The organism is Delftia sp. NA_296.1, from assembly GCF_052692095.1.
Window position 1 is genome coordinate 475,049 of record NZ_JBQZGF010000002.1, and the last position, 18,358, is coordinate 493,406.

Annotated in this window: 14 protein-coding genes; 7 read left to right on the forward strand and 7 right to left on the reverse strand. The window is 68.7% G+C overall.

The window, feature by feature from the left end:
* Positions 1 to 4: 4 nt before the first annotated feature.
* Positions 5 to 700: a GntR family transcriptional regulator gene (locus ACUTR7_RS06640; RefSeq protein WP_099735218.1), complete on the reverse strand. Its 696-nt coding sequence runs from the start codon at positions 698 to 700 to the stop codon at positions 5 to 7.
* Positions 701 to 796: 96 nt separating this feature from the next.
* Between ACUTR7_RS06640 and ACUTR7_RS06645 the strand changes: the two genes are divergently transcribed.
* The 5 genes from ACUTR7_RS06645 (at position 797) to ACUTR7_RS06665 (ending at position 8,608) form a co-directional block, all read left to right on the forward strand.
* A complete protein-coding gene (locus ACUTR7_RS06645) occupies positions 797 to 2,494 on the forward strand; it encodes a thiamine pyrophosphate-binding protein (protein ID WP_099734825.1) in 1,698 nt (565 codons plus the stop codon).
* Positions 2,495 to 2,559: 65 nt separating this feature from the next.
* Positions 2,560 to 3,540, forward strand: coding sequence for a tripartite tricarboxylate transporter substrate binding protein (locus tag ACUTR7_RS06650; RefSeq protein ID WP_445608408.1), 981 nt, complete (start codon positions 2,560 to 2,562; stop codon positions 3,538 to 3,540).
* A gap of 40 nt (positions 3,541 to 3,580) precedes the next feature.
* Positions 3,581 to 4,372, forward strand: a complete 792-nt coding sequence (locus ACUTR7_RS06655; protein ID WP_445608409.1) for a VOC family protein — start codon at positions 3,581 to 3,583, stop codon at positions 4,370 to 4,372.
* 32 nt (positions 4,373 to 4,404) lie between these two features.
* Complete coding sequence (gene proC, locus ACUTR7_RS06660) at positions 4,405 to 5,244, forward strand: pyrroline-5-carboxylate reductase (RefSeq protein ID WP_445608410.1); 840 nt, start codon at positions 4,405 to 4,407, stop codon at positions 5,242 to 5,244.
* A 481-nt stretch (positions 5,245 to 5,725) separates the two neighbouring features.
* Positions 5,726 to 8,608 carry an IPTL-CTERM sorting domain-containing protein gene (locus ACUTR7_RS06665; RefSeq protein WP_445608411.1) on the forward strand — a complete coding sequence of 961 codons (2,883 nt, stop codon included), beginning with the start codon at positions 5,726 to 5,728 and terminating at the stop codon, positions 8,606 to 8,608.
* On the opposite strand, the gene ubiA is transcribed toward ACUTR7_RS06665, so the two are convergent.
* The 6 genes from ubiA to recG all read right to left on the reverse strand — a co-directional run bounded on the left by ubiA (position 8,541) and on the right by recG (position 15,655).
* Complete coding sequence (gene ubiA, locus ACUTR7_RS06670; protein WP_043822543.1) at positions 8,541 to 9,410, reverse strand: 4-hydroxybenzoate octaprenyltransferase; 870 nt, start codon at positions 9,408 to 9,410, stop codon at positions 8,541 to 8,543. The two genes, ACUTR7_RS06665 and ubiA, sit on opposite strands and share 68 nt — an antisense overlap.
* A gap of 126 nt (positions 9,411 to 9,536) precedes the next feature.
* Complete coding sequence (locus tag ACUTR7_RS06675; RefSeq protein WP_445608412.1) at positions 9,537 to 10,334, reverse strand: phosphatase PAP2 family protein; 798 nt, start codon at positions 10,332 to 10,334, stop codon at positions 9,537 to 9,539.
* Positions 10,335 to 10,393: 59 nt separating this feature from the next.
* Positions 10,394 to 10,999 carry a Dps family protein gene (locus ACUTR7_RS06680; RefSeq protein ID WP_043822499.1) on the reverse strand — a complete coding sequence of 202 codons (606 nt, stop codon included), beginning with the start codon at positions 10,997 to 10,999 and terminating at the stop codon, positions 10,394 to 10,396.
* Between the two features lie 120 nt (positions 11,000 to 11,119).
* Positions 11,120 to 12,085 (reverse strand): LysR substrate-binding domain-containing protein, encoded by a 966-nt coding sequence (locus ACUTR7_RS06685; protein ID WP_013804463.1) that lies wholly within the window; start codon positions 12,083 to 12,085, stop codon positions 11,120 to 11,122.
* A gap of 226 nt (positions 12,086 to 12,311) precedes the next feature.
* Positions 12,312 to 13,085: an MHYT domain-containing protein gene (locus ACUTR7_RS06690; RefSeq protein ID WP_013804464.1), complete on the reverse strand. Its 774-nt coding sequence runs from the start codon at positions 13,083 to 13,085 to the stop codon at positions 12,312 to 12,314.
* Positions 13,086 to 13,420: 335 nt separating this feature from the next.
* On the reverse strand, positions 13,421 to 15,655 hold the full coding sequence (gene recG / locus ACUTR7_RS06695) for an ATP-dependent DNA helicase RecG (RefSeq protein ID WP_445608413.1): 2,235 nt from the start codon (positions 15,653 to 15,655) through the stop codon (positions 13,421 to 13,423).
* 194 nt (positions 15,656 to 15,849) lie between these two features.
* Between recG and ACUTR7_RS06700 the strand changes: the two genes are divergently transcribed.
* Both ACUTR7_RS06700 and queA read left to right on the forward strand, forming a co-directional pair.
* The gene (locus tag ACUTR7_RS06700) at positions 15,850 to 17,109 is read left to right on the forward strand and encodes an HD-GYP domain-containing protein (protein ID WP_192367379.1); all 1,260 of its coding nucleotides are present in this window, start codon (positions 15,850 to 15,852) and stop codon (positions 17,107 to 17,109) included.
* Between the two features lie 98 nt (positions 17,110 to 17,207).
* Positions 17,208 to 18,308, forward strand: a complete 1,101-nt coding sequence (queA, locus tag ACUTR7_RS06705) for a tRNA preQ1(34) S-adenosylmethionine ribosyltransferase-isomerase QueA (RefSeq protein WP_445608414.1) — start codon at positions 17,208 to 17,210, stop codon at positions 18,306 to 18,308.
* The last annotated feature ends 50 nt before the right edge of the window (positions 18,309 to 18,358 follow it).

An 18,358-nucleotide genomic window follows, 5' to 3' on the forward strand; every position in this document is an offset into this window, starting at 1 on the left:
CGCTTCAGGGCGTGGCCTGCACCTGCTCCTGCGGCAGGTAGATGCGCGTCAGCCCGCGCGCAATGGCCTCCACGATCTGCTCGCGCCGCAGGCCGATGTGCTCGGCCATCAGGCGCTCGCTGGCCTGGGCGTCGCGCGCGCGCAGGGCCTGCAGGATTTCCAGGTGCTCGTGCTGGGTGGAGGCGCGCCCCACGTTCTCCATGTCGATCCACCGGATGAAGCGGATGCGCTCGTTCAGGCTCGCCAGCATGCGCCGCAGCTCGGCGTTGCCGGCCATGTCGGCAATGCGCAGGTGGAATCCCTCGTCCAGGTCCACCAGCTGCCGGATCGGCGTGTCGGAGGCCACGCGCTGGCTCTGCTCCAGGTAGGCCAGGGCCTCGTCGAGCTGGGCATCGGTGGCGCGCTCCACGGCCAGCCGCACGCATTCGCGCTCCACGGCCACGCGGGCCTCGTACAGGTCCAGCGACTCCTTCACGTCCAGCTCGCGCCGCATGTAGCCGCGGCTGGCCGGCAGCAAAAAGCCATCGGCCACCAGCCGCGTCAGTGCCTCGCGCACGGGCGTGCGGCTCACGCCCAGGCGCAGGGCCAGTTCGCTCTCGCTCAGGCGCTCGCCTGGCTTGAATTCGTAGGAGATGGCCATGTCACGCAGCGTGCTGTAGACGCTGGAGCCCCGTTCATGGCGGATGTTGGAGATTTTCATGGCGCCATTGTGCCCTTTGGCGCTGCGCATTCTTTTAAGTATACTGAAATGGATTCTTAAAAATCCCGTCACCCAACCTGCCTGGAGACCCCCGACATGACCACCGCTTTCAATGGCGCCGACGCCATGGTCCGCATGCTGCAGCTCAATGGCGTCAAGCACATCTTCGGCCTGTGCGGCGACACCAGCCTGCCCTTCTACGACGCCATGGCGCGGCTGGACCACGGCATGGACCACATCCTCACGCGGGATGAGCGCAGCGCCGGCTACATGGCCGACGCCTATGCGCGCGTCACCGGCAAGGTGGGCGTGTGCGAAGGCCCCAGCGGAGGCGGCGCCACCTACCTGCTGCCCGGCCTGGCCGAGGCCAATGAGTCCTCGGTGCCCGTGCTGGGCATCACCTCGGACGTTTCCGTGGGCGCACGCGGCAAGTTCCCGCTGACCGAACTGGACCAGCAGGCGCTGTACAGGCCCCTGACCAAGTGGAATACCACCATCGACCGCGTGGACCAGATTCCGCACGCCGTGCGCAGCGCCTTTCGCGCCATGACCACGGGCCGGCCCGGCGCCACCCATATCTGCCTGCCCTATGACGTGCAAAAGCACACGCTGGATCCGGCCGATGTCTGGGCCCAGCCAGGGCATGACCACTATCCGGCCTACCGGTCCGCGCCCGATCCGGCGGCCGTGGCCGAGGCTGCCGACCGTCTGGTGGCGGCCCGCTGCCCCGTACTGATCTGCGGCGGCGGCGTGCTGATCGCGGGCGCCAGCGCCGCACTGGATGCGCTGGCCACCCTGCTCAACGCGCCCGTGTGCTCCAGCGTCAGCGGCCAGGGCAGCCTGGCGGGCAGCCATCCGCTTAATGCCGGCGTGGTGGGCACCAATGGCGGCGTGGAGGCCACGCGCGCCGTGGTGGCGCAGGCGGACCTGGTGATGTTCATCGGCGCCCGTGCCGGCTCCACTACCACCGAGCACTGGCAGATGCCCTCGCGCAAGGTCACCATCGTCCATCTGGACGTGGACGCCATGACCATAGGCACCAACTACCGCACCGACGTGGCCCTGGTGGGCGACGCCCTGCTGGGCCTGCAGGCGCTGCACGCGGCCGTGCAGCAGCGCATCGCCCGCCGCCCCGCTGATGCCTCGGACGGTGCCGCGCTGGCGGCCACCGCGCGCGCCGCCAAGCAGGCCTTCTTCGCGCCGCTGGCCGCCTCGCTGGAGCGCCCCATCAAGCCCGAGCGCGTGGTGGACACGCTCAACCGCCTGCTGCCCGCGCGCGCCATCGTGGTGGCCGACCCCGGCACGCCCTGCCCCTATTTCACGGCCTATTTCGACGCGCCCCAGGCCGGCCGGCACTTCATCACCAACCGCGCGCACGGGGCGCTGGGCTTTGCCATGTCCGCCGGCTTTGGCGCCGCCATCGGCCAGCCCGATTCCGTGGTGGTCGCGGTCATGGGCGACGGCAGCTTCGGCTTCACCTGCGGCGAGCTGGAAACCATCGTGCGCCGCAACGTGCCGCTGAAGATGATCGTGTTCTCCAACAGCGTGTTCGGCTGGATCAAGGCCAGCCAGAAGTCCGGCTACGATGAACGCTACTTTTCAGTCGACTTCAACCGCACCCACCATGCCCGCGTGGCCGAGGCCTTCGGCGTCAAGGCCTGGCAGGTGCATGACCCGGCAGATCTCGAAGCCGCGCTCAAGGCCGCGCTGATGCACGACGGCCCGGCGCTGGTGGATGTGATCTCGCAAGAGCTCCAGGACACGGCCGTGCCGGTGAGCCAGTGGATGGGTTGACTCCAGGCCCCACGCACAGATTCCCGATTTCCTGCCCGCCAATGCGCTTGAAAAGGAGCCTTCCCATGCCCCATCCACCCTCACGCCGCCAGCTGCTGCTGGCCTCGGCCGCCGCATGCCTGCTGGGGCCGTCCGGCACGGCATCCGCGCAGGGCGCCGCCCCGCTCAAGCTGGTCATCACCTTCCCGCCGGGGGGCAGCACCGACATCGCCGCCCGCATACTGCAGCCGCGCCTGGGCGAGGTGGCCGGGCGCCCGGTGATCGTGGAGAACCGCCCCGGCGCGGCCAGCCAGATCGCCACCCAGTACGTGGCCAAGTCCGCCCCGGACGGCAACACCCTGCTGTTCAGCTTCGACACCCATGCCATCAATCCCATCGCCAAGTCCCGGCTGCCCTACGACACCTTCAAGGACTTCACGGGCGTGTCGCTGGCGCTGCGCTTTCCGCTGGTGATCGGCGCCTCGGCCTCGGTGCCCGCCAGGGACCTGGCCGGCTTCCTGGAGCTGGCGCGGCGCAACCCGGGCAAATACAGCTACGCATCGACCGGCCTGGGGTCCATGAACCACCTGGTGATGGAGGACATCAAGCGCCGCTCGGGCACCTACGTGCTGCACGTGCCCTACGGCGGCGGCGGCCCGGCCGTGCAGGCCGTGCTCGGCAATGTGTCCGACCTCACCCTGCTCAGCTATGCGGCGCTGCGCGGCCAGATTTCGGCGGGCAAGATCAAGCCGCTGGCGGTGACCGGCCTCAAGCGCCTGCCCGAGCTGCCCGACGTGCCCACCGTGGCCGAGTCCGGCTTCCCGGGCTTCGAGGCCTATTCGTGGATCGGCGTTTTCGCACCTTCCGCCACGCCGGCAGCCACGGTGCACAAGCTCACCGAAGACTTCCAGGCCACGCTGAACACGCCCGACATCCGCAGCAAGCTCATGCAGTCGGGCTTTGAAGTCATGGCCACGGACGGACCCGCCCTCGACCGCTGGGTGCGCCAGGAATATGAGCGCTGGGGCCGCTTCGTGCGCGACAACAAGGTCCAGCTCGAAGACTGAGAATCCGGACGGCACCCCCTTACACCACACAGGAGCATTCATGGCACTTCCGCTGGACCACATCGTCATCGCCGTGCAGGACCTCGAGGCCGCCGTGGCGGACTACCGCGCGCTGGGCTTCCAGGTCGCCATCGGCGGCCGCCATCCGGGCCGCACCTCGCACAACGCACTGGTCGTGTTTGCCGACGGCGCCTACCTGGAGATCATTGCCTGGACCGCCCCGGCGCCCGAAGAGCGCTGGTACCGCACGCTGCGCGACCATGGCGAAGGGCTGGTGGACTTCGCCCTGCTGCCCCAAAGCACCGCCCAGGCCCTGGCCGAGGCGCGCGGGCGGGGGCTGGATACCCTGGTCGGCCCCGTGGACGGAGGCCGCGTGCGCCCCGATGGCGCGCAACTGCTGTGGCAGACGGCGCGCCACGCCACGCCCGACTTGCCCTTCCTGTGCGGCGACGTCACGCCGCGCGCGCTGCGCGTGCCCGAAGGCAGCGTGCGCGAGCATCCCAACGGCGCGCTGGGCGTGGCCTCGCTGACCGTCGCCGTGCACGATCTGGACGCCAGCCTGGACCGCTACCGGGCGCTGCTGGGCCCGGGCCTGCCGTTGGAGAGGCTGGACGACCAGGGCGCGCGGCTGGCATTGCCGGGGTTCGACCTGCTGCTGCAAGGCGCACAGGCACTGGCGGCCTCCGACGCACTGCGCCAACGCCTTGCCACGCGCGGAGAGGGCCCTTGCGCGCTCACCCTGCGCCAGCGGCCCGGCGCCCCGGCACAGCCCCTGGACCTGGCCGCCAGCCATGGCGTGGACATGCGCTGGCACGGTGGGAACACGCTCTAAACTCTTCGTTTTCCTTCTCCACCGCCACCAGCATGAACACCGTTTCCACAGCCTCCCCTGTCATCGCCTTCATCGGTGGCGGCAACATGGCCAGCGCCATCATCGGCGGACTGATCGGCCAGGGCCAATCCGCAGACCGCATCGTTGTCGTCGAACCCTTCGAGGCTGCGCGCGACGCGCTGCGCACGAACTTCGGCATCACGGCGCATGCCGATGCCGCGGCCGCCGCCAGCGCGCTGGACGGTGCCAGCATCGTGGTCTGGGCCGTCAAGCCCCAGACCTTCAAGGAAGCCGCCCAGGCCGTGGCGCCGCACACCGCCCAGGCCCTGCACCTGAGCGTGGCCGCCGGCATTCCCACGGACTCCATCGCCCAGTGGCTGGGCACGGGCCGCATCGTGCGCGCCATGCCCAACACGCCCGCCCTGGTGGGCAAGGGCATGACGGGCCTGTTCGCCCGCGCCGAGGTCGATGCCGCAGGCAAGAGCGCTATCGAGCAGGTCGTTGCCACCACGGGCCAGTTCGTCTGGGTCGACCAGGAAGCGCACCTGGACGCCGTGACCGCACTGTCGGGCTCGGGCCCGGCCTATGTCTTCCTGTTCCTCGAAGCCATGACACAGGCCGGCGTGGACATGGGCCTCACGGCCGAGCAGTCCTACCGCCTGGGCGTGGCCACCTTCCAGGGCGCATCGGAACTGGCCGCCCGCTCCACTGAAAGCGCCGACGTGCTGCGCCAGCGCGTGACCAGCAAGGGCGGCACCACCCACGCCGCCATCACCCACATGCAGGCGCAACAGGTGCCCGAGCATTTCGTGGCCGCCATGCGGGCAGCGGAAACACGGGCCAAGGAGCTGGCCGCCGAATTCGGCAGGTAGGACACGCCCGCGCGCGCCCCTCTTTGTGGTGGCAAGGGGACGGTGCGCCAGATTCCTACCAAAACCAGATAGTTCTGATGGTGGAAGCAAGCGGCACTCGGTAGAAATCGGCAATTGACCGGCAGCGCGGAAAGCCCCGCGCCGGTCATGACCTGCCACCGCAGTTTCCACCAAGCATCCGCCTCGGCGGGACGTGCATCGCCTGCCCGCCCCTGTCCATGGCTTGCCTTGGATTCGCTGCATCCAAGGAGAAAGCATGCGTTTCCACCCCCCTTCCTTGCCCAGGCGCTGCGGCAGCAAGCCGGCCCTGGCGGCATGCCTGCTCTGGGCATCGGCTGGCCTGGCCCACGCAGTACCCGGCCCCTCCCAAGGTCCTGCCCACCACCGCGCGCACTCACCAGCGCACTCACTAACACATGCCCCAGCACATGGCTCCGCCCAGCCCCGGCAGATACAGCACGCGCAGCATGCCCTGCAGGGCATGTCCGTGCCGTTCGAGGCCAACAGCGGCCAGTTCGACCCTGCCGTGGCCTTCACGGGCCGCACCTTCGCGGGCGCGATCCACGTCACCCGCCAGGGCCAGATCGTCTACAGCCTGGCCGCGCCCACGCAGCAGCAGGGCGTGACCTCGGCCCCCCCGCCCGAGATGCCTCCCCAAGCACCTCCCAAGAAGCCGCCCAGGACGCCCGCAGGCACCAAACCCCAGGCACCGCCCCAGACCCCTCCGGCCACCCAGTCCCTGTCCGGCTGGAGCCTCACCGAAACCCTGGCCGGCGCGCTGCCGCTGTCGCCCACGGGCGGCGAGGCCGCCGCCACCCAGATCACCCGCTTCAGCGGCCCCCACAGCTACCAGCCAGCCACCTACCGCAACCTGCACCTGGGCCAGGCCTGGCCTGGCGTGCAGGTGGAACTGGCCATGCGCGGCGCCAATGTGGAAAAGCTCTTCCACGTGGCCCCGCAGGCCGACCCCGGGCAGATCCAGGTGCGCGTGGACGGCGCGCTGTCCCTGCGCCTGGGCAAAGGCGGCGAACTGATCGCCGCCACAGGCCATGGCGACGTGGCCTATACGGCGCCCGTGGCGTTCCAGGAAGTTACCGGGCAGCGCGTGGAGGTGCCTGTGCAGTACGCCCTCAACAGCCAGGGCGACGGCTACGGGTTTGCGCTGGGGGCCTATGACCGGGCGCTGCCGCTGGTGATAGATCCTTTGTTGCAGAGCACGTATCTGGGTGGAGATGGTGATAGCACGGTCCTGGCCCTGGTCATTGCGCCCTCGGGCGAGGTGTTGGTGGGCGGCATCACCGCGGACAATTCATCGCTCGGCGCATTCCCTGGCACGGCGGGCGGCGCCCAACCATCCACTGGTGGGACCGACGGCTTCATAGCGCGCCTGTCCGCTGACCTGCGGACCCTGGAGCAGAGCACCTATCTGGGCGGCTCGGGCCAGAACTCTGTCATAGCCCTGGCCATATCCCCCTCGGGCGAAGTATTGGCGACAGGCATTACCAGCTCCACCGACTTCCCCGGCACGGCGGACGGCGCCCAGTCAGTCGCCGCTGGTGGGTCCTACGACGGCTTCATCGCACGCCTGTCCGCCGACCTGCGCACCCTGGAGCAGAGCACCTACCTGGGCGGCCCGCAATCCGAAGACCCCCGTGCCATGGCCATTGCACCCACGGGCGAGGTATTGGTGGCAGGCAATACCAGCTCCACCCAGTTCCCCGGCACGACGGGCGGCGCCCAGCCGGTCGCCGCTGGCTGGGGCAATGACGGGTTCGTCGCACGCCTGTCCGCCGACCTGCGGACCCTGGCGCAGAGCACCTATCTGGGCGGCGCAGGCTACAACGTTGTCCAAGCTCTGACCATCTCCCCCTCAGGTGAGGTATTGGTGGCAGGCGATACCAGTTCCACCGACTTCCCTGGCACGGCGGGCGGCGCACAGCCGGTCGCCGCTGGCGGGCGCGACGGCTTCATCGCGCGCCTGTCCGCCGACCTGCGCACCCTGGAGCAGAGCACCTACCTGGGCGGCTCGCAATTTGAAGACCTCCATGCCATGGCCATTGCACCCACGGGCGAGGTGTTGGTGGCAGGCAGTACCAGCTCCACCCAGTTCCCCGGCACGGCGGGCGGCGCCCAGCCGGTCGCCGCTGGCGGGGGCAATGACGGGTTCGTCGCACGCCTGTCCGCCGACCTGCGGACCCTGGCGCAGAGCACCTATCTGGGTGGCGCAGGCTACAACGTTGTCCAAGCCCTGACCATCGCTCCCTCGGGGGACGTGCTGGCGGGAGGCTATACCGATGCCATCCACTTCCCCGGCACGGCGGGCGGCGCCCAGTCAGTTATCAATGGCGGGTTCTACGATGGCTTCATCGCACGCCTGTCCGCCAGCCTGCGAACCCTGGAACAGAGCACCTATCTGGGCGGCACCGACATGGAAGCCATCAGTACGCTGGCCATAGCCCCCTCGGGCGAGGTGCTCGTGGGCGGGTTGACGTACTCGCGGAATTTCCCGGGCGCGGCAGGCGGGGCGCAGCCAGGGACCAACAGCAGCGGCGTCATAGGCTTCATCACACGCCTGTCCGCCGACCTGCGCGCCGTCTCCCCCCAGACCATCACCTTTGCGCCACAGGCCAGCCAGGTCCTCGGCAGCCCTGGCTCCACCTTCACCATAGACCCTCCCGCCATGGCCAGCTCCGGCCTGCCGGTGGACTACGGCAGCGCCACCCCGGCCATCTGCACCGTCTCGGGCACCACCGTCACAATGCTCGATGACGGCATCTGCACGCTGGTCGCCCGCCAGGCGGGCAATGCCCAGTGGCAGGCCGCCGACGCAAACGCCGATGTCCGCATCCGCAGAGCCCAGGCCATCCGCTTCCCGGCACAGGCCAGCCGGTCCTTCGAGGCGGGAACGGTCTTTGCCATCGACCCGCCCGCCACGGCCAACTCCGGCCTGCCGGTGGAATACGCCAGCACGACCCCAGGCATCTGCACGGTCTCGGGCAACAGGGTCACGATGGCGGGCGAAGGCATCTGCACGGTGACCGCCAGCCAGCCCGGCGATGCGCGGTGGATGCCGGCCACCGGCGTGGCGCAGGACATTGAGCTGACTGCGGTTGTGCCGCCTCCTGTAACTCCCCCCGTAATTCCCCCTGTGACACCCCCTGTGACACCTCCTGTGACTCCACCTGTGCCGCCGCCCGCTCCGGCGCCCATTCCCGCACTCGGCGCCTGGCCGCTGGCGCTGCTGGGTGCCATGGCGGCAGGCTTCGGTGCGCACGCACTGCGGCGGCGTGGCGTCTTCAGCGCAAGGCAAATCCCAGCGCCACGCCTGCGAACAGGGCGGCACCGATCCAGTGGCTCTTGCTGAAGGCGACGAAGCAGCCCTCGCGCGTGCGGTGGCGGATCAGGGTGAAGTGCCAGATCACCTGCGCCGCGGCCACGGCCAGGCCCAGCCAGAAAGGCCAGGCCAGGCCATAGGGCGCCAGCGCCCAAATAGTGAGCAGGCCGCAGAGCACGAAAAAGCCCATGACGGCCACCACGTCGAAGCGGCCCAGGGTGATGGCCGAGGTCTTCATGCCGATCCTGAGGTCGTCGTCGCGGTCCACCATGGCGTATTCGGTGTCATAGGCCAGCACCAGGAACATGTTGGCGAGCCACAGAATCCAGGCCGTGGCCGGCACCTGGCCCTGCACGGCGGCGAAGGCGATGACGATGCCGAAGTTGAAGGCAATGCCCAGGAAGGCCTGGGGCATGGCGAAGAAGCGCTTGGTGAACGGGTAGAGGATGGTGAACAGCACGGCGGGCACGGACCAGGCCACGGCCTCCCAGCGCGTGGTCAGCACCAGGCCCAGCGAGACCAGGGCCAGGGCCGCGCCCAGCAGCGCGGCCTCCTTGACCGAGACCTGCCCCGAGGTGATGGGCCGCTGCGTGGTGCGCTTGACGTGGCGGTCGAAGTCGCGGTCGGCGATGTCGTTGATGCAGCAGCCGGCGCTGCGCATCAGCACCGTGCCCAGCACGAAGACCACCAGCAGATGCCAACCCGGAAACCCGCCCGCTGCCACCCACAGTGCGGCCAGCGTGGGCCAGACCAGGACCAGCCAGCCGGCCGGCCGGTTGAAGCGGACCAGGTCCAGATAGAGCGACAGTTTGCTGCGCCGGGGCGCGGGCATGGGCGTAGAGGAGGAGGTGGGCATGGCGTCTGGGCGCCGATGGCGGCCGTGGGCCGACCATCGCACGCATCACATTCGAAAATGCCCGCATTGTCGCCGCTGGACGGGCGGGCTCGGCGGCGCGCCTCAGCAGCGCCTGCCGGCAACGCGGGTTTGCGCCCACTCCACGGCACAGATCACCAGCGCCATCCAGGCCAGGCCCAGCAGCCAGCCGGCCAGCACATCGCTGGCATAGTGCACGCGCAGCACCACGCGGCTGGCGCCCACGCCCAGGGCGACAGCCAGGGCCGCCAGGCCCACGGGCCAGCGCCAGGCCTGGCGCAGGTACGGCAGCAGCAGCCAGGCCAGCATCAGATAGAGCACGAAGGTGCCCGCGCTGTGGCCGCTGGGGAAGCTGAAGCCGCCTTCAGGCACCCAGCCACCCACGGGGCGCGGACGGCCCACGCTGGTCTTGATGGCGCGTATCCACAGGCCCACGCCAGCCGTGGCCACCACCCAGGCGGCCGCATGCAGCCAGTCGCGCCGCCACAGCAGCAGCGCCAGCACGGCGGCCGACAGCGACACCATCCAGGCCACATTGCCCAGTTGGGTGAAGGCGACCACGGGGCGCACCCAGGCATCGGTGGCATGGCCGGCCAGCCACAGGTGCAGGGCCTCGTCGAGCACCGGCCAGTCGGTGCAGGTGGCGCAGCCTGCGGGCTGGGCCAGGCCCAGCATGTCGCGCACCATCACGGCCAGTGCCAGCAAGGCCAGCACGCCGGCGGCAGCCAGGCCCAGCCATGCGGCCCGCGGCATGGGCAGGCCTGCGTGGCGCAGCCGGGCCGTGGCAGGCAGGCGCAGATAGAAAAAAAGGCCGCCCAGGGCGGCCAGTACCAGGCACAGGCCGCCCGTGGCGGCGTGTGCGTCAATCCAGGTCCAGAGCATGCGGTGGCATCACTCCCGGGCCAGGGTGGGTACGCGGGAAGACTGGGGTTTGCGCAGCATCAGTCTTCGAGCAGGGCGCGCAGCATCCAGGCGGTCTGCTCGTGCACGGTCAGGCGCTGGGTCAGCAGGTCGGCCGTGGGTTCGTCGCTGGCCTTGTCGGCCAGGGGGAACAGACTGCGCGCCGTGCGGGCCACGGCCTCGTGGCCGGCGACCAGGATGCGCACCATCTCCAGGGCCTTGGGCGGATCGTGGGGCACGTCGGCCAGGCTGGTGAGCTTGCCGAAGTCGGCATAGGAGCCCGGCGCGAAATGGCCCAGCGCACGGATGCGCTCGGCGATGGGGTCGACGGCGTTCCACAGCTCCGTGTACTGCCCCATGAACATGGTGTGCAGCGTGTTGAACATCGGGCCGGTGACGTTCCAGTGGAAATTGTGCGTGGTCAGATACAGCGTGTAGGTGTCGGCCAGCAGGGCCGACAGGCCCTTGGCGATGGCCGCGCGGTCCTTGTCGCTGATGCCGATATGGATGGCGGAGGAGCGCACGGACGCCGGTGCCACGTCGGCCAGTGCGGCCTTTGCAGGCTGCACTGCCTTGTCCGCCTTGTCGGCCTGCACGGCCTCTGGCTTCTTTGCACCGGACTTGTCTTTGCTGGCATTTTTGGCCATGGGATCCCTTTCAGCTTCGTACAAACGGAAGATGCTCCCGGCAGGTCGCCCGGGAGCCAGTTGCAACGATAACGCAAGCGCAGCGGCCCCACAGGCCCGGAGCGCGCGCCGGTGCGGTCATCAGGACAGGCGTTTGACGCCGGGCAAGGCGCAGGCGTAGACCGCGTTGCGCAGGGCGGCGATGGCCTCGTAGCGCGTGAAGCTGCGGCGCCAGGCCAGGACTACGCGGCGTGTCGGCGGGGCCGAGCCGTCGTCCTCGAGGATGGGCAGGTAGCGGATGTGCGGCTCGTCGGTCTTGCGGCGGCGCGCCGTGGTCTCCAGCGCATCGGCGGGCACGGACAGGCGCGGCACCAGGGTCACGCCCATGCCGGCGGCCACCATGTGCTTGATGGTCTCCAGCGACGAGCCTTCGAAGGTGCGGCGAATGCCTTCGGCATTGCTGGCATAGCGTGCGAACTCGGGACAGACCTGGAGCACATGGTCGCGGAAGCAGTGGCCCGAGCCCAGCAGCAGCATGGTCTCGTTCTTGAGATCGCTGGTGGAGACATGGTCCTTCTGGGCCAGCGCATGGGTGCTGGGAACGGCGGCCATGAAGGGCTCGTCGTACAGCGGCGCCAGCGCCAGGCCGGTGTCGGGGAAGGGCTCGGCGACGATGGCGCAGTCGATCTCGCCGGTGCGCAGCATCTCCAGCAGCTTGATGGTGTAGTTCTCCTGCAGCATCAGCGGCATCTGCGGCGTGCGCATGATGGAGTTGCGCACCAGGTCGGGCAGCAGGTAGGGGCCGATGGTGTAGATCACACCCAGGGTGAGCACGCCGGACAGCGGGTCCTTGCCGCGCTTGGCGATTTCCTTGATCTCGGCGGCCTGCTCCAGCACGCTTTGCGCCTGACGGATGATCTCCTCGCCCAGCGACGTGACCGACACTTCGCCGGCACTGCGCTCGAAGAGCTTGACATCGAGCTCCTCCTCCAGCTTCTTGATCGCCACGGACAACGTGGGCTGGGACACATAACAGGCTTCGGCGGCGCGGCCAAAATGCTTTTCACGTGCCACGGCCACGATGTATTTGAGTTCGGTAAGTGTCATTGGCGAGCTGTGTCTGGGAGGGAGCCTCGGAAAATACGATGGTCTTACACCAAGAACCTGTGCCGGAACCTTTGTGCAATCAGGCCTTGCGGCCGGCTTGCCGGGGTGCTCCCCTCAAAAGTTCCTGCACAGGTTCTAGGATTTGTCCTAATTCGATTGTGCCAGTCCTCGTCCGCGCATGACCACTGCGCGCTCCCCGACCCGCCGGCTTTTTGTATTTATCCACCTAGTGCAACGGCCGGCGCATCCGGTCGCGTTGCTGCATGAGCTGGTCCATGCCTATCAATGCAGCCAGGCCTATGGCCACAATCACGGTAAAGACCGGAAGGTCCAGGGCGCTGATCACGGCAAAGCCTTGCGGCCTAGCATAACGCTGTGTCTCTGAAATGCATACGAAGTCCGCTGCGGCCATGCCGGTGTAGTGCATGGAACAGACCGCTGCGCCCATGACGGCGGCGGCCAGCGCACGCATGCCCGGCGAGCTGGTGCGAAACGACAGCCACAGCGCGGCGCTGGCAGCCGCCACGGCGATGCCCACGGACAGCAGCACGGTGGGAACGGACCAGACGATGAAGCCCGGAAAGCGCATGCCATACATGCCCAGGTAATGCATGAAGGCCACGCCCAGGCCCAGCAGGGTGCCCGCGCCCAGCACGCGCGCCCCGCTTTCGGGCCGCCGCGCGACAAAGGCCAGCGCCACCGAGGTGGCGGCAACGGCGGCGCACAGGGACAGCAGGGTTTCGACCATGGAGTAGCCCGAACCCATGCCCAGGTTCAGCGCCAGCATGCCCGTGAAATGCATGGACCACACGCCGATGCCGCCCAGCGCCGTGCCTGCCGCCAGCAGGTTCAGCCAGCTGATGCCCTCGCGTCCCCGGATGCGCTGCGCCGCAGTCAGGGCCACGAAGGAGCCCAATACGGCAATGCCATACGACAGGACCACCAGGCCCATGCGCCAGGAGGTCTCGACGATCTCATTCGCTTGAACGGCTTCATTCATGTTGGCAGCTCCTCATTCGCAGAAAAATGGGACAACACAAGAGTGATCGCGGCCTTCCTCCCCGTGGGGGAGGCTTGGCAGGCCATCCCCTCCCGGATGGAGCTACCCTGTTTTTTGTGACTCAATGTACCAAAAGGTCACAAATATTCAATGCCGTAACGGGACGGCGCTGTCACCGCCAGGACGGCATGAAGCGCTCCATTTCGATGGCTACAACGCGTGTGGAAACCATGTCTGGCGCGGGCTGCAGGCCTGCGGAAGAGGCCGCGGCCAGGCCGCGCCTGGACACGTAAAAATACGTAACACAGCCACCCGACAGGAATGGAACGGGCCGATCAGGCCTTGAGGAATTCGGCCTTGCCGCCCAGCCAGCGGCCCACATGGCGCTGGGCCAGTTGCGGGTGCTGCTCCAGCATGCGCGGCGCCAGTTCGCGTGCCCAGTCGAGCAGCATGAGGTCCTGCTCCAGGTCGGCAAAGCGCAGCATGGGCGCACCCGATTGGCGCGCGCCCAGGAATTCCCCGGGGCCGCGGATCTCCAGGTCGCGCCGCGCGATCTCGAAGCCGTCGTTGGTCTCGGCCATGGCGCGCAGCCGGTCCTTGGCCGTCTCGCCCAGGCGCCCGCTGTCTCCCACCGAATACAGCAGCACGCAGGCCGAGGCCGCCGCACCCCGCCCCACGCGCCCGCGCAGCTGGTGCAGCTGCGACAGGCCGAAGCGCTCCGCATGCTCGATGACCATGAGCGAGGCGTTGGGCACATCAACGCCCACTTCGATCACCGTGGTGGAGACCAGCACGCCCATGACCCCGGCGGAGAACAGCTCCATCACGGCCTTCTTCTCGGCCGTGGGCATGCGCGAGTGCAGCAGGCCGACCATGACGTCGGGCAGCATCTCGCTCAGATAGGCATGGGTGGCCGTGGCGTTGGACAGGTCCAGCGCCTCGCTTTCCTCGATCAGCGGGCAGACCCAGTAGACTTGGCGCCCTTCCGCGACCTGGGCGCCTATGCGCTCGATGACCTCGTCCTTGCGGCTGTCGGCAATGAGCTTGGTGACGATGGGCGTGCGGCCCGGTGGCAGCTCGTCGATGGTGGATACATCCAGGTCGGCGTAGTAGCTCATGGCCAGGGTGCGCGGGATGGGCGTGGCGCTCATCATCAGCAGATGGGGCTCCATGCCCGAGGCCGCGAGCTTCTGGCGCAGCGCCAGCCGCTGGGCCACGCCGAAGCGGTGCTGCTCGTCGATGACGGCCAGCGCCAGGTTCTTGAACTGCACCTGGTCCTGGATGACGGCGTGCGTGCCCACGACCAGGGCCGCCTCGCCGCTGTGGACCAGCTCCAGCATGGCGGTGCGTTCCTTCTTCTTCTGCGCGCCGGCCAGCCAGGCCACGCGCTTGCCCAGTGGGGCCAGCAGCGGCTCCAGCCAGCCGACCAGCTTGCCGAAATGCTGCTCGGCCAGGATTTCGGTGGGCGCCATCAGCGCGCACTGCCAGCCGGCCTCGATGCAGGCCACGGCCGACAGCGCCGCCACCACGGTCTTGCCCGATCCCACATCGCCCTGCAGCAGCCGGTGCATGGGCATGCGGCGCTCCATGTCGGCAAGGATCTCGGCCACCACGCGCTGCTGGGCGCCGGTCAGGCCAAAGGGCAATTGGTCCAGGAACTGGCGCGCCAGGCCCTGGGCGCTGCCCATGGGCTGGGCGCGCAGCACGGGTGCCCTGAGCCGCGCGCGTTCGCGCTTGGCCTCGTATTGGGACAGTTGCTGGGCCAGCAGCTCCTCGGCCTTCAGGCGCTGCCAGGCCGGGTGCGAATGGTCTTCCAGCGTGGCCAGGGCCACATCGGGCGTGGGGTGGTGCAGGAACTGCAGCGCATCGCGCAGGCTGAACAGCGGCGGCAGCCCGCCGTTGCCATGGAACTGCGCCACGGGCGGATGCTCGCCCTGGGGCAGGGTATCGGAGAGATCGGCGCGCAGCATGGCCGTGACCGCCGCGCGGCGGATGTAGGCCTGGGGCAGGCCCGCCACCGTGGGATAGACGGGCGTGAGCGCCGTGGGCAGGTCGCCGCCCGCCGCGCGAAACGCCGGGTGCAGCATCTGCCGGCCCCAGAAGCCGCCCTTGACCTCGCCGCGGATGCGCAGCCGCGCGCCCACGGACAGGGTCTTCTGGTGCGAGGGGTAGAAGCTGAAGAAGGTCAGCACGCACTCGGCCGTGCCATCGTCCACCGTGACCTTGAGCATGCGGCGCGGGCGCAGTTGCACCTCGCTGTGGGTCACCGTGGCCTCGATCTGCACCGTGTCGCCCTCGCGGGCATTGCGCAGCGCGGTGATGCGCGTCTCGTCCTCATAGCGCAGCGGCAGGTGCAGGGCCAGATCGATGTCGCGCACCAGGCCCATCTTCTGCAGCGCCTTCTGCGCGGCGCTGGCTGCGGGCTTGGCGGGCGCTGCGGGCTTGTCTCCTGCCTTGTCCGCTGCCTTGCCGCCCTTGCCTGCGGCCTTTCCCTTGCCGGCACGCGCGGCCTTGCCGCCGGGGGCGTCGCGCCCCAGATCTGGGAAGGCAGAGGAGACGTTCAAGGGCATGGGCTATCCTGTTTCAGAGCATGCGCATGGACATGGGCGGGCATGCAGCATAGTGTATGAATATACAGGTGTAGGCAACACGCCACGTTCATGCCGGATGCCCTTGCCCAAAGCACCCTTGAGGCCCCGGGTCTCTGGGGAAGCCGCTACCATGCACGCTGACGTTACGTAGTGTTACCCCGCCACCGAATGCCATGTTGAAGCGTATCAATGTCCAGCATGTCACTCTGGGCATGTTCCTGCACGAGTTCTGCGGCTCCTGGATGGAGCATCCTTTTTGGCGAACCCGTTTCCTGCTCCGCTCCGAGGCCGACCTCCAGCGCCTGCGCTCCACCTCCATCCAGGAGGTCTGGATCGACGTGCGCAAGGGCCTGGACGTGGGTGTGCAGGTGCCTTGCCTGCGCTTTGACCCGCAGGACGAGCTTCGCCACCAGATCCCGGACAGCGCCCGCCCTGTCTCCGAGCAGAGCACGGCCCCCATTTCCACCGCCACCGAGCTGCGCCGCGCCGCCCAGACCTGCGTGCAGGCCAAGCAATTGCTCAGCCGCCTGTTCAGCGACGCGCGGCTGGGCCGGCCCGTGGACGCCACGGCCGCCGGGCAGCTGGTGGACGATGTGACGGCCTCCGTGGCGCGCAATCCCCACGCCCTGATCGGCCTGGCACGGCTGAAGACGGCCGACGACTACACCTACATGCACAGCCTGGCCGTGTGCGCGCTGATGGTGGCGCTGGCCAAGCGCATGGGCCTGGACGACCACAGCCTGCGCAAGGCCGGCATGGCCGGTCTCATGCACGACCTTGGCAAGACCGCGATCCCGGTCGCCGTGCTCAACAAGCCCGGGCCGCTGGACGATGCCGAATGGTCGCTGATGCGCGCCCACCCACGCCATGGCGAGCAGCTGCTGCGCCCGCTGGGCCTGGACGACGAGGTCATCGATGCCTGCCTGCACCACCACGAAAAGGTGGACGGCAGCGGCTACCCCGACGGACTGCAGCAGGGCGACATCGGCCTGCTGGCGCGCATGACGGCGATCTGCGATGTCTACGACGCCATCACCTCGGACCGGCCCTACAAGAAGGGCTGGCCGCCCTCGGAGGCGCTGCGGCGCATGGCCGAGTGGAGCCCCCGCCATTTCGACAAGCGGCTGTTCGAGCAGTTCGTGCAGACCGTGGGCATCTATCCGCTGGGCTCGCTGGTGCGCCTGCATTCGCAGCGCCTGGCCGTCGTGGTCGATGCCTCGCCAGGCAGCCTGCTGGCGCCGCGCGTCAAGGTGTTCTATTCGCTGCGCCAGGCCTGCCGCATCACGCCCGAGATCGAGGACCTGTCCGAGAGCCAGGGCAACGACCGCATCATCGCGCGCGAGGACCCGGCGAACTGGGACTTCCCGGATCTGGAGACGCTGTGGCTGGAGTTCGAGCGCCAGCCCCAGACACAGGCCCAGATGGCCAAGTGACCGCCGCGAAATTCCGGGGATGACCCCAGGGTTTGCGACAATGGCGGACTTCCGTTCAACGAACTTGGAACGGGCCATGTCCGGCCCTCAAGCACTGCATGTCCTCCCTGTCCCGTGTGTTTTCGCTCAGCGATTTCGACTTCGAGCTTCCTGAGAACCTGATCGCCCAGCATCCTGCCGCCCAGCGCAGCGCCTCGCGCCTGCTCGACGGCCGCGACGATGCCACCCCGCCCACCGACCGCATCTTCCACGAGCTGCCCGACCTGCTGCAGCCCGGCGACCTGCTGGTGTTCAACGACACGCGCGTGCTCAAGGCGCGCATCTTCGGCGAGAAGGCCAGCGGCGGCCGGCTGGAGCTGCTGGTCGAGCGCGTGCTCGAAGGCAACGATGTCGTGGCCCACATGCGCGTCAGCAAGAAGCCCCTGCCCGGCTCGCGCATCCACCTGTGCGGCGGCAAGAACCGCGGCGGCTTCGACGCCGTGCTGCGCGGCCGCTGGCCCGACGAGAACGGCCCGCTGTTCCACCTGAGCTTCGAAGGCCCGCGCGGCGAGACGCCGCACGAGCTGATGGAGCGCTTCGGCCACCTGCCGCTGCCGCCCTATATCGAGCGCCACCAGGACACAGGCAACGACCCCGACGCCGCCGAAGACAGCGAGCGCTACCAGACCGTCTTCGCGGCCCGCCCCGGCGCCGTGGCCGCGCCCACGGCCGCCCTGCACTTTGACGACGCCGTGCTGGCCCGCCTGGCCGAGCGTGGCATCGAGCGCGCCAGCGTCACGCTGCACGTGGGCGCCGGCACCTTCCAGCCCGTGAAGACCGAGAACCTGGCCGACCACCAGATGCACAGCGAGTGGTACGAGATCCCGCTGGCCACGCTGGCTGCGCTGGAACGCTGCCGCCAGCGCGGCGGCCGCGTCGTCGCCGTGGGCACGACCACGGTGCGCACGCTGGAGTCCTGGGCCCAGACGGGCCAGTTCTCCGGCGACACGCGCATCTTCATCACGCCCGGCTTCGAGTACCAGGTGGTCGATCTGCTGATCACCAACTTCCACCTGCCCAAGAGCACGCTGATGATGCTGGTCAGCGCCTTCGCGGGCTACGAGCAGGTGATGGCGCTGTACCGCCATGCGATTGCGCAGGAGTACCGTTTCTTCAGCTATGGCGACTCCATGCTGTTGAAGAAGAAAAGCCCCCCCTGAGTCGCTTCGCGCCTTCCCCCCGTTGCACGGCGCCTCTCTACCCGCTTCGC

Excerpts from the sequence above, each read along its gene's own strand:
- ubiA (WP_043822543.1), bottom strand. The coding sequence starts at position 9,410 with ATGCCCGCGCCCCGGCGCAGCAAACTGTCGCTCTATCTGGACCTGGTC.
- ACUTR7_RS06700 (WP_192367379.1), top strand. The coding sequence starts at position 15,850 with ATGTTGAAGCGTATCAATGTCCAGCATGTCACTCTGGGCATGTTCCTG.
- ACUTR7_RS06655 (WP_445608409.1), top strand. The coding sequence starts at position 3,581 with ATGGCACTTCCGCTGGACCACATCGTCATCGCCGTGCAGGACCTCGAG.
- proC (WP_445608410.1), top strand. The coding sequence starts at position 4,405 with ATGAACACCGTTTCCACAGCCTCCCCTGTCATCGCCTTCATCGGTGGC.
- ACUTR7_RS06680 (WP_043822499.1), bottom strand. The coding sequence starts at position 10,999 with ATGGCCAAAAATGCCAGCAAAGACAAGTCCGGTGCAAAGAAGCCAGAG.
- ACUTR7_RS06665 (WP_445608411.1), top strand. The coding sequence starts at position 5,726 with ATGTCCGTGCCGTTCGAGGCCAACAGCGGCCAGTTCGACCCTGCCGTG.
- ACUTR7_RS06650 (WP_445608408.1), top strand. The coding sequence starts at position 2,560 with ATGCCCCATCCACCCTCACGCCGCCAGCTGCTGCTGGCCTCGGCCGCC.
- ACUTR7_RS06675 (WP_445608412.1), bottom strand. The coding sequence starts at position 10,334 with ATGCTCTGGACCTGGATTGACGCACACGCCGCCACGGGCGGCCTGTGC.
- ACUTR7_RS06645 (WP_099734825.1), top strand. The coding sequence starts at position 797 with ATGACCACCGCTTTCAATGGCGCCGACGCCATGGTCCGCATGCTGCAG.
- ACUTR7_RS06690 (WP_013804464.1), bottom strand. The coding sequence starts at position 13,085 with ATGAATGAAGCCGTTCAAGCGAATGAGATCGTCGAGACCTCCTGGCGC.
- ACUTR7_RS06640 (WP_099735218.1), bottom strand. The coding sequence starts at position 700 with ATGAAAATCTCCAACATCCGCCATGAACGGGGCTCCAGCGTCTACAGC.
- queA (WP_445608414.1), top strand. The coding sequence starts at position 17,208 with ATGTCCTCCCTGTCCCGTGTGTTTTCGCTCAGCGATTTCGACTTCGAG.
- ACUTR7_RS06685 (WP_013804463.1), bottom strand. The coding sequence starts at position 12,085 with ATGACACTTACCGAACTCAAATACATCGTGGCCGTGGCACGTGAAAAG.
- recG (WP_445608413.1), bottom strand. The coding sequence starts at position 15,655 with ATGCCCTTGAACGTCTCCTCTGCCTTCCCAGATCTGGGGCGCGACGCC.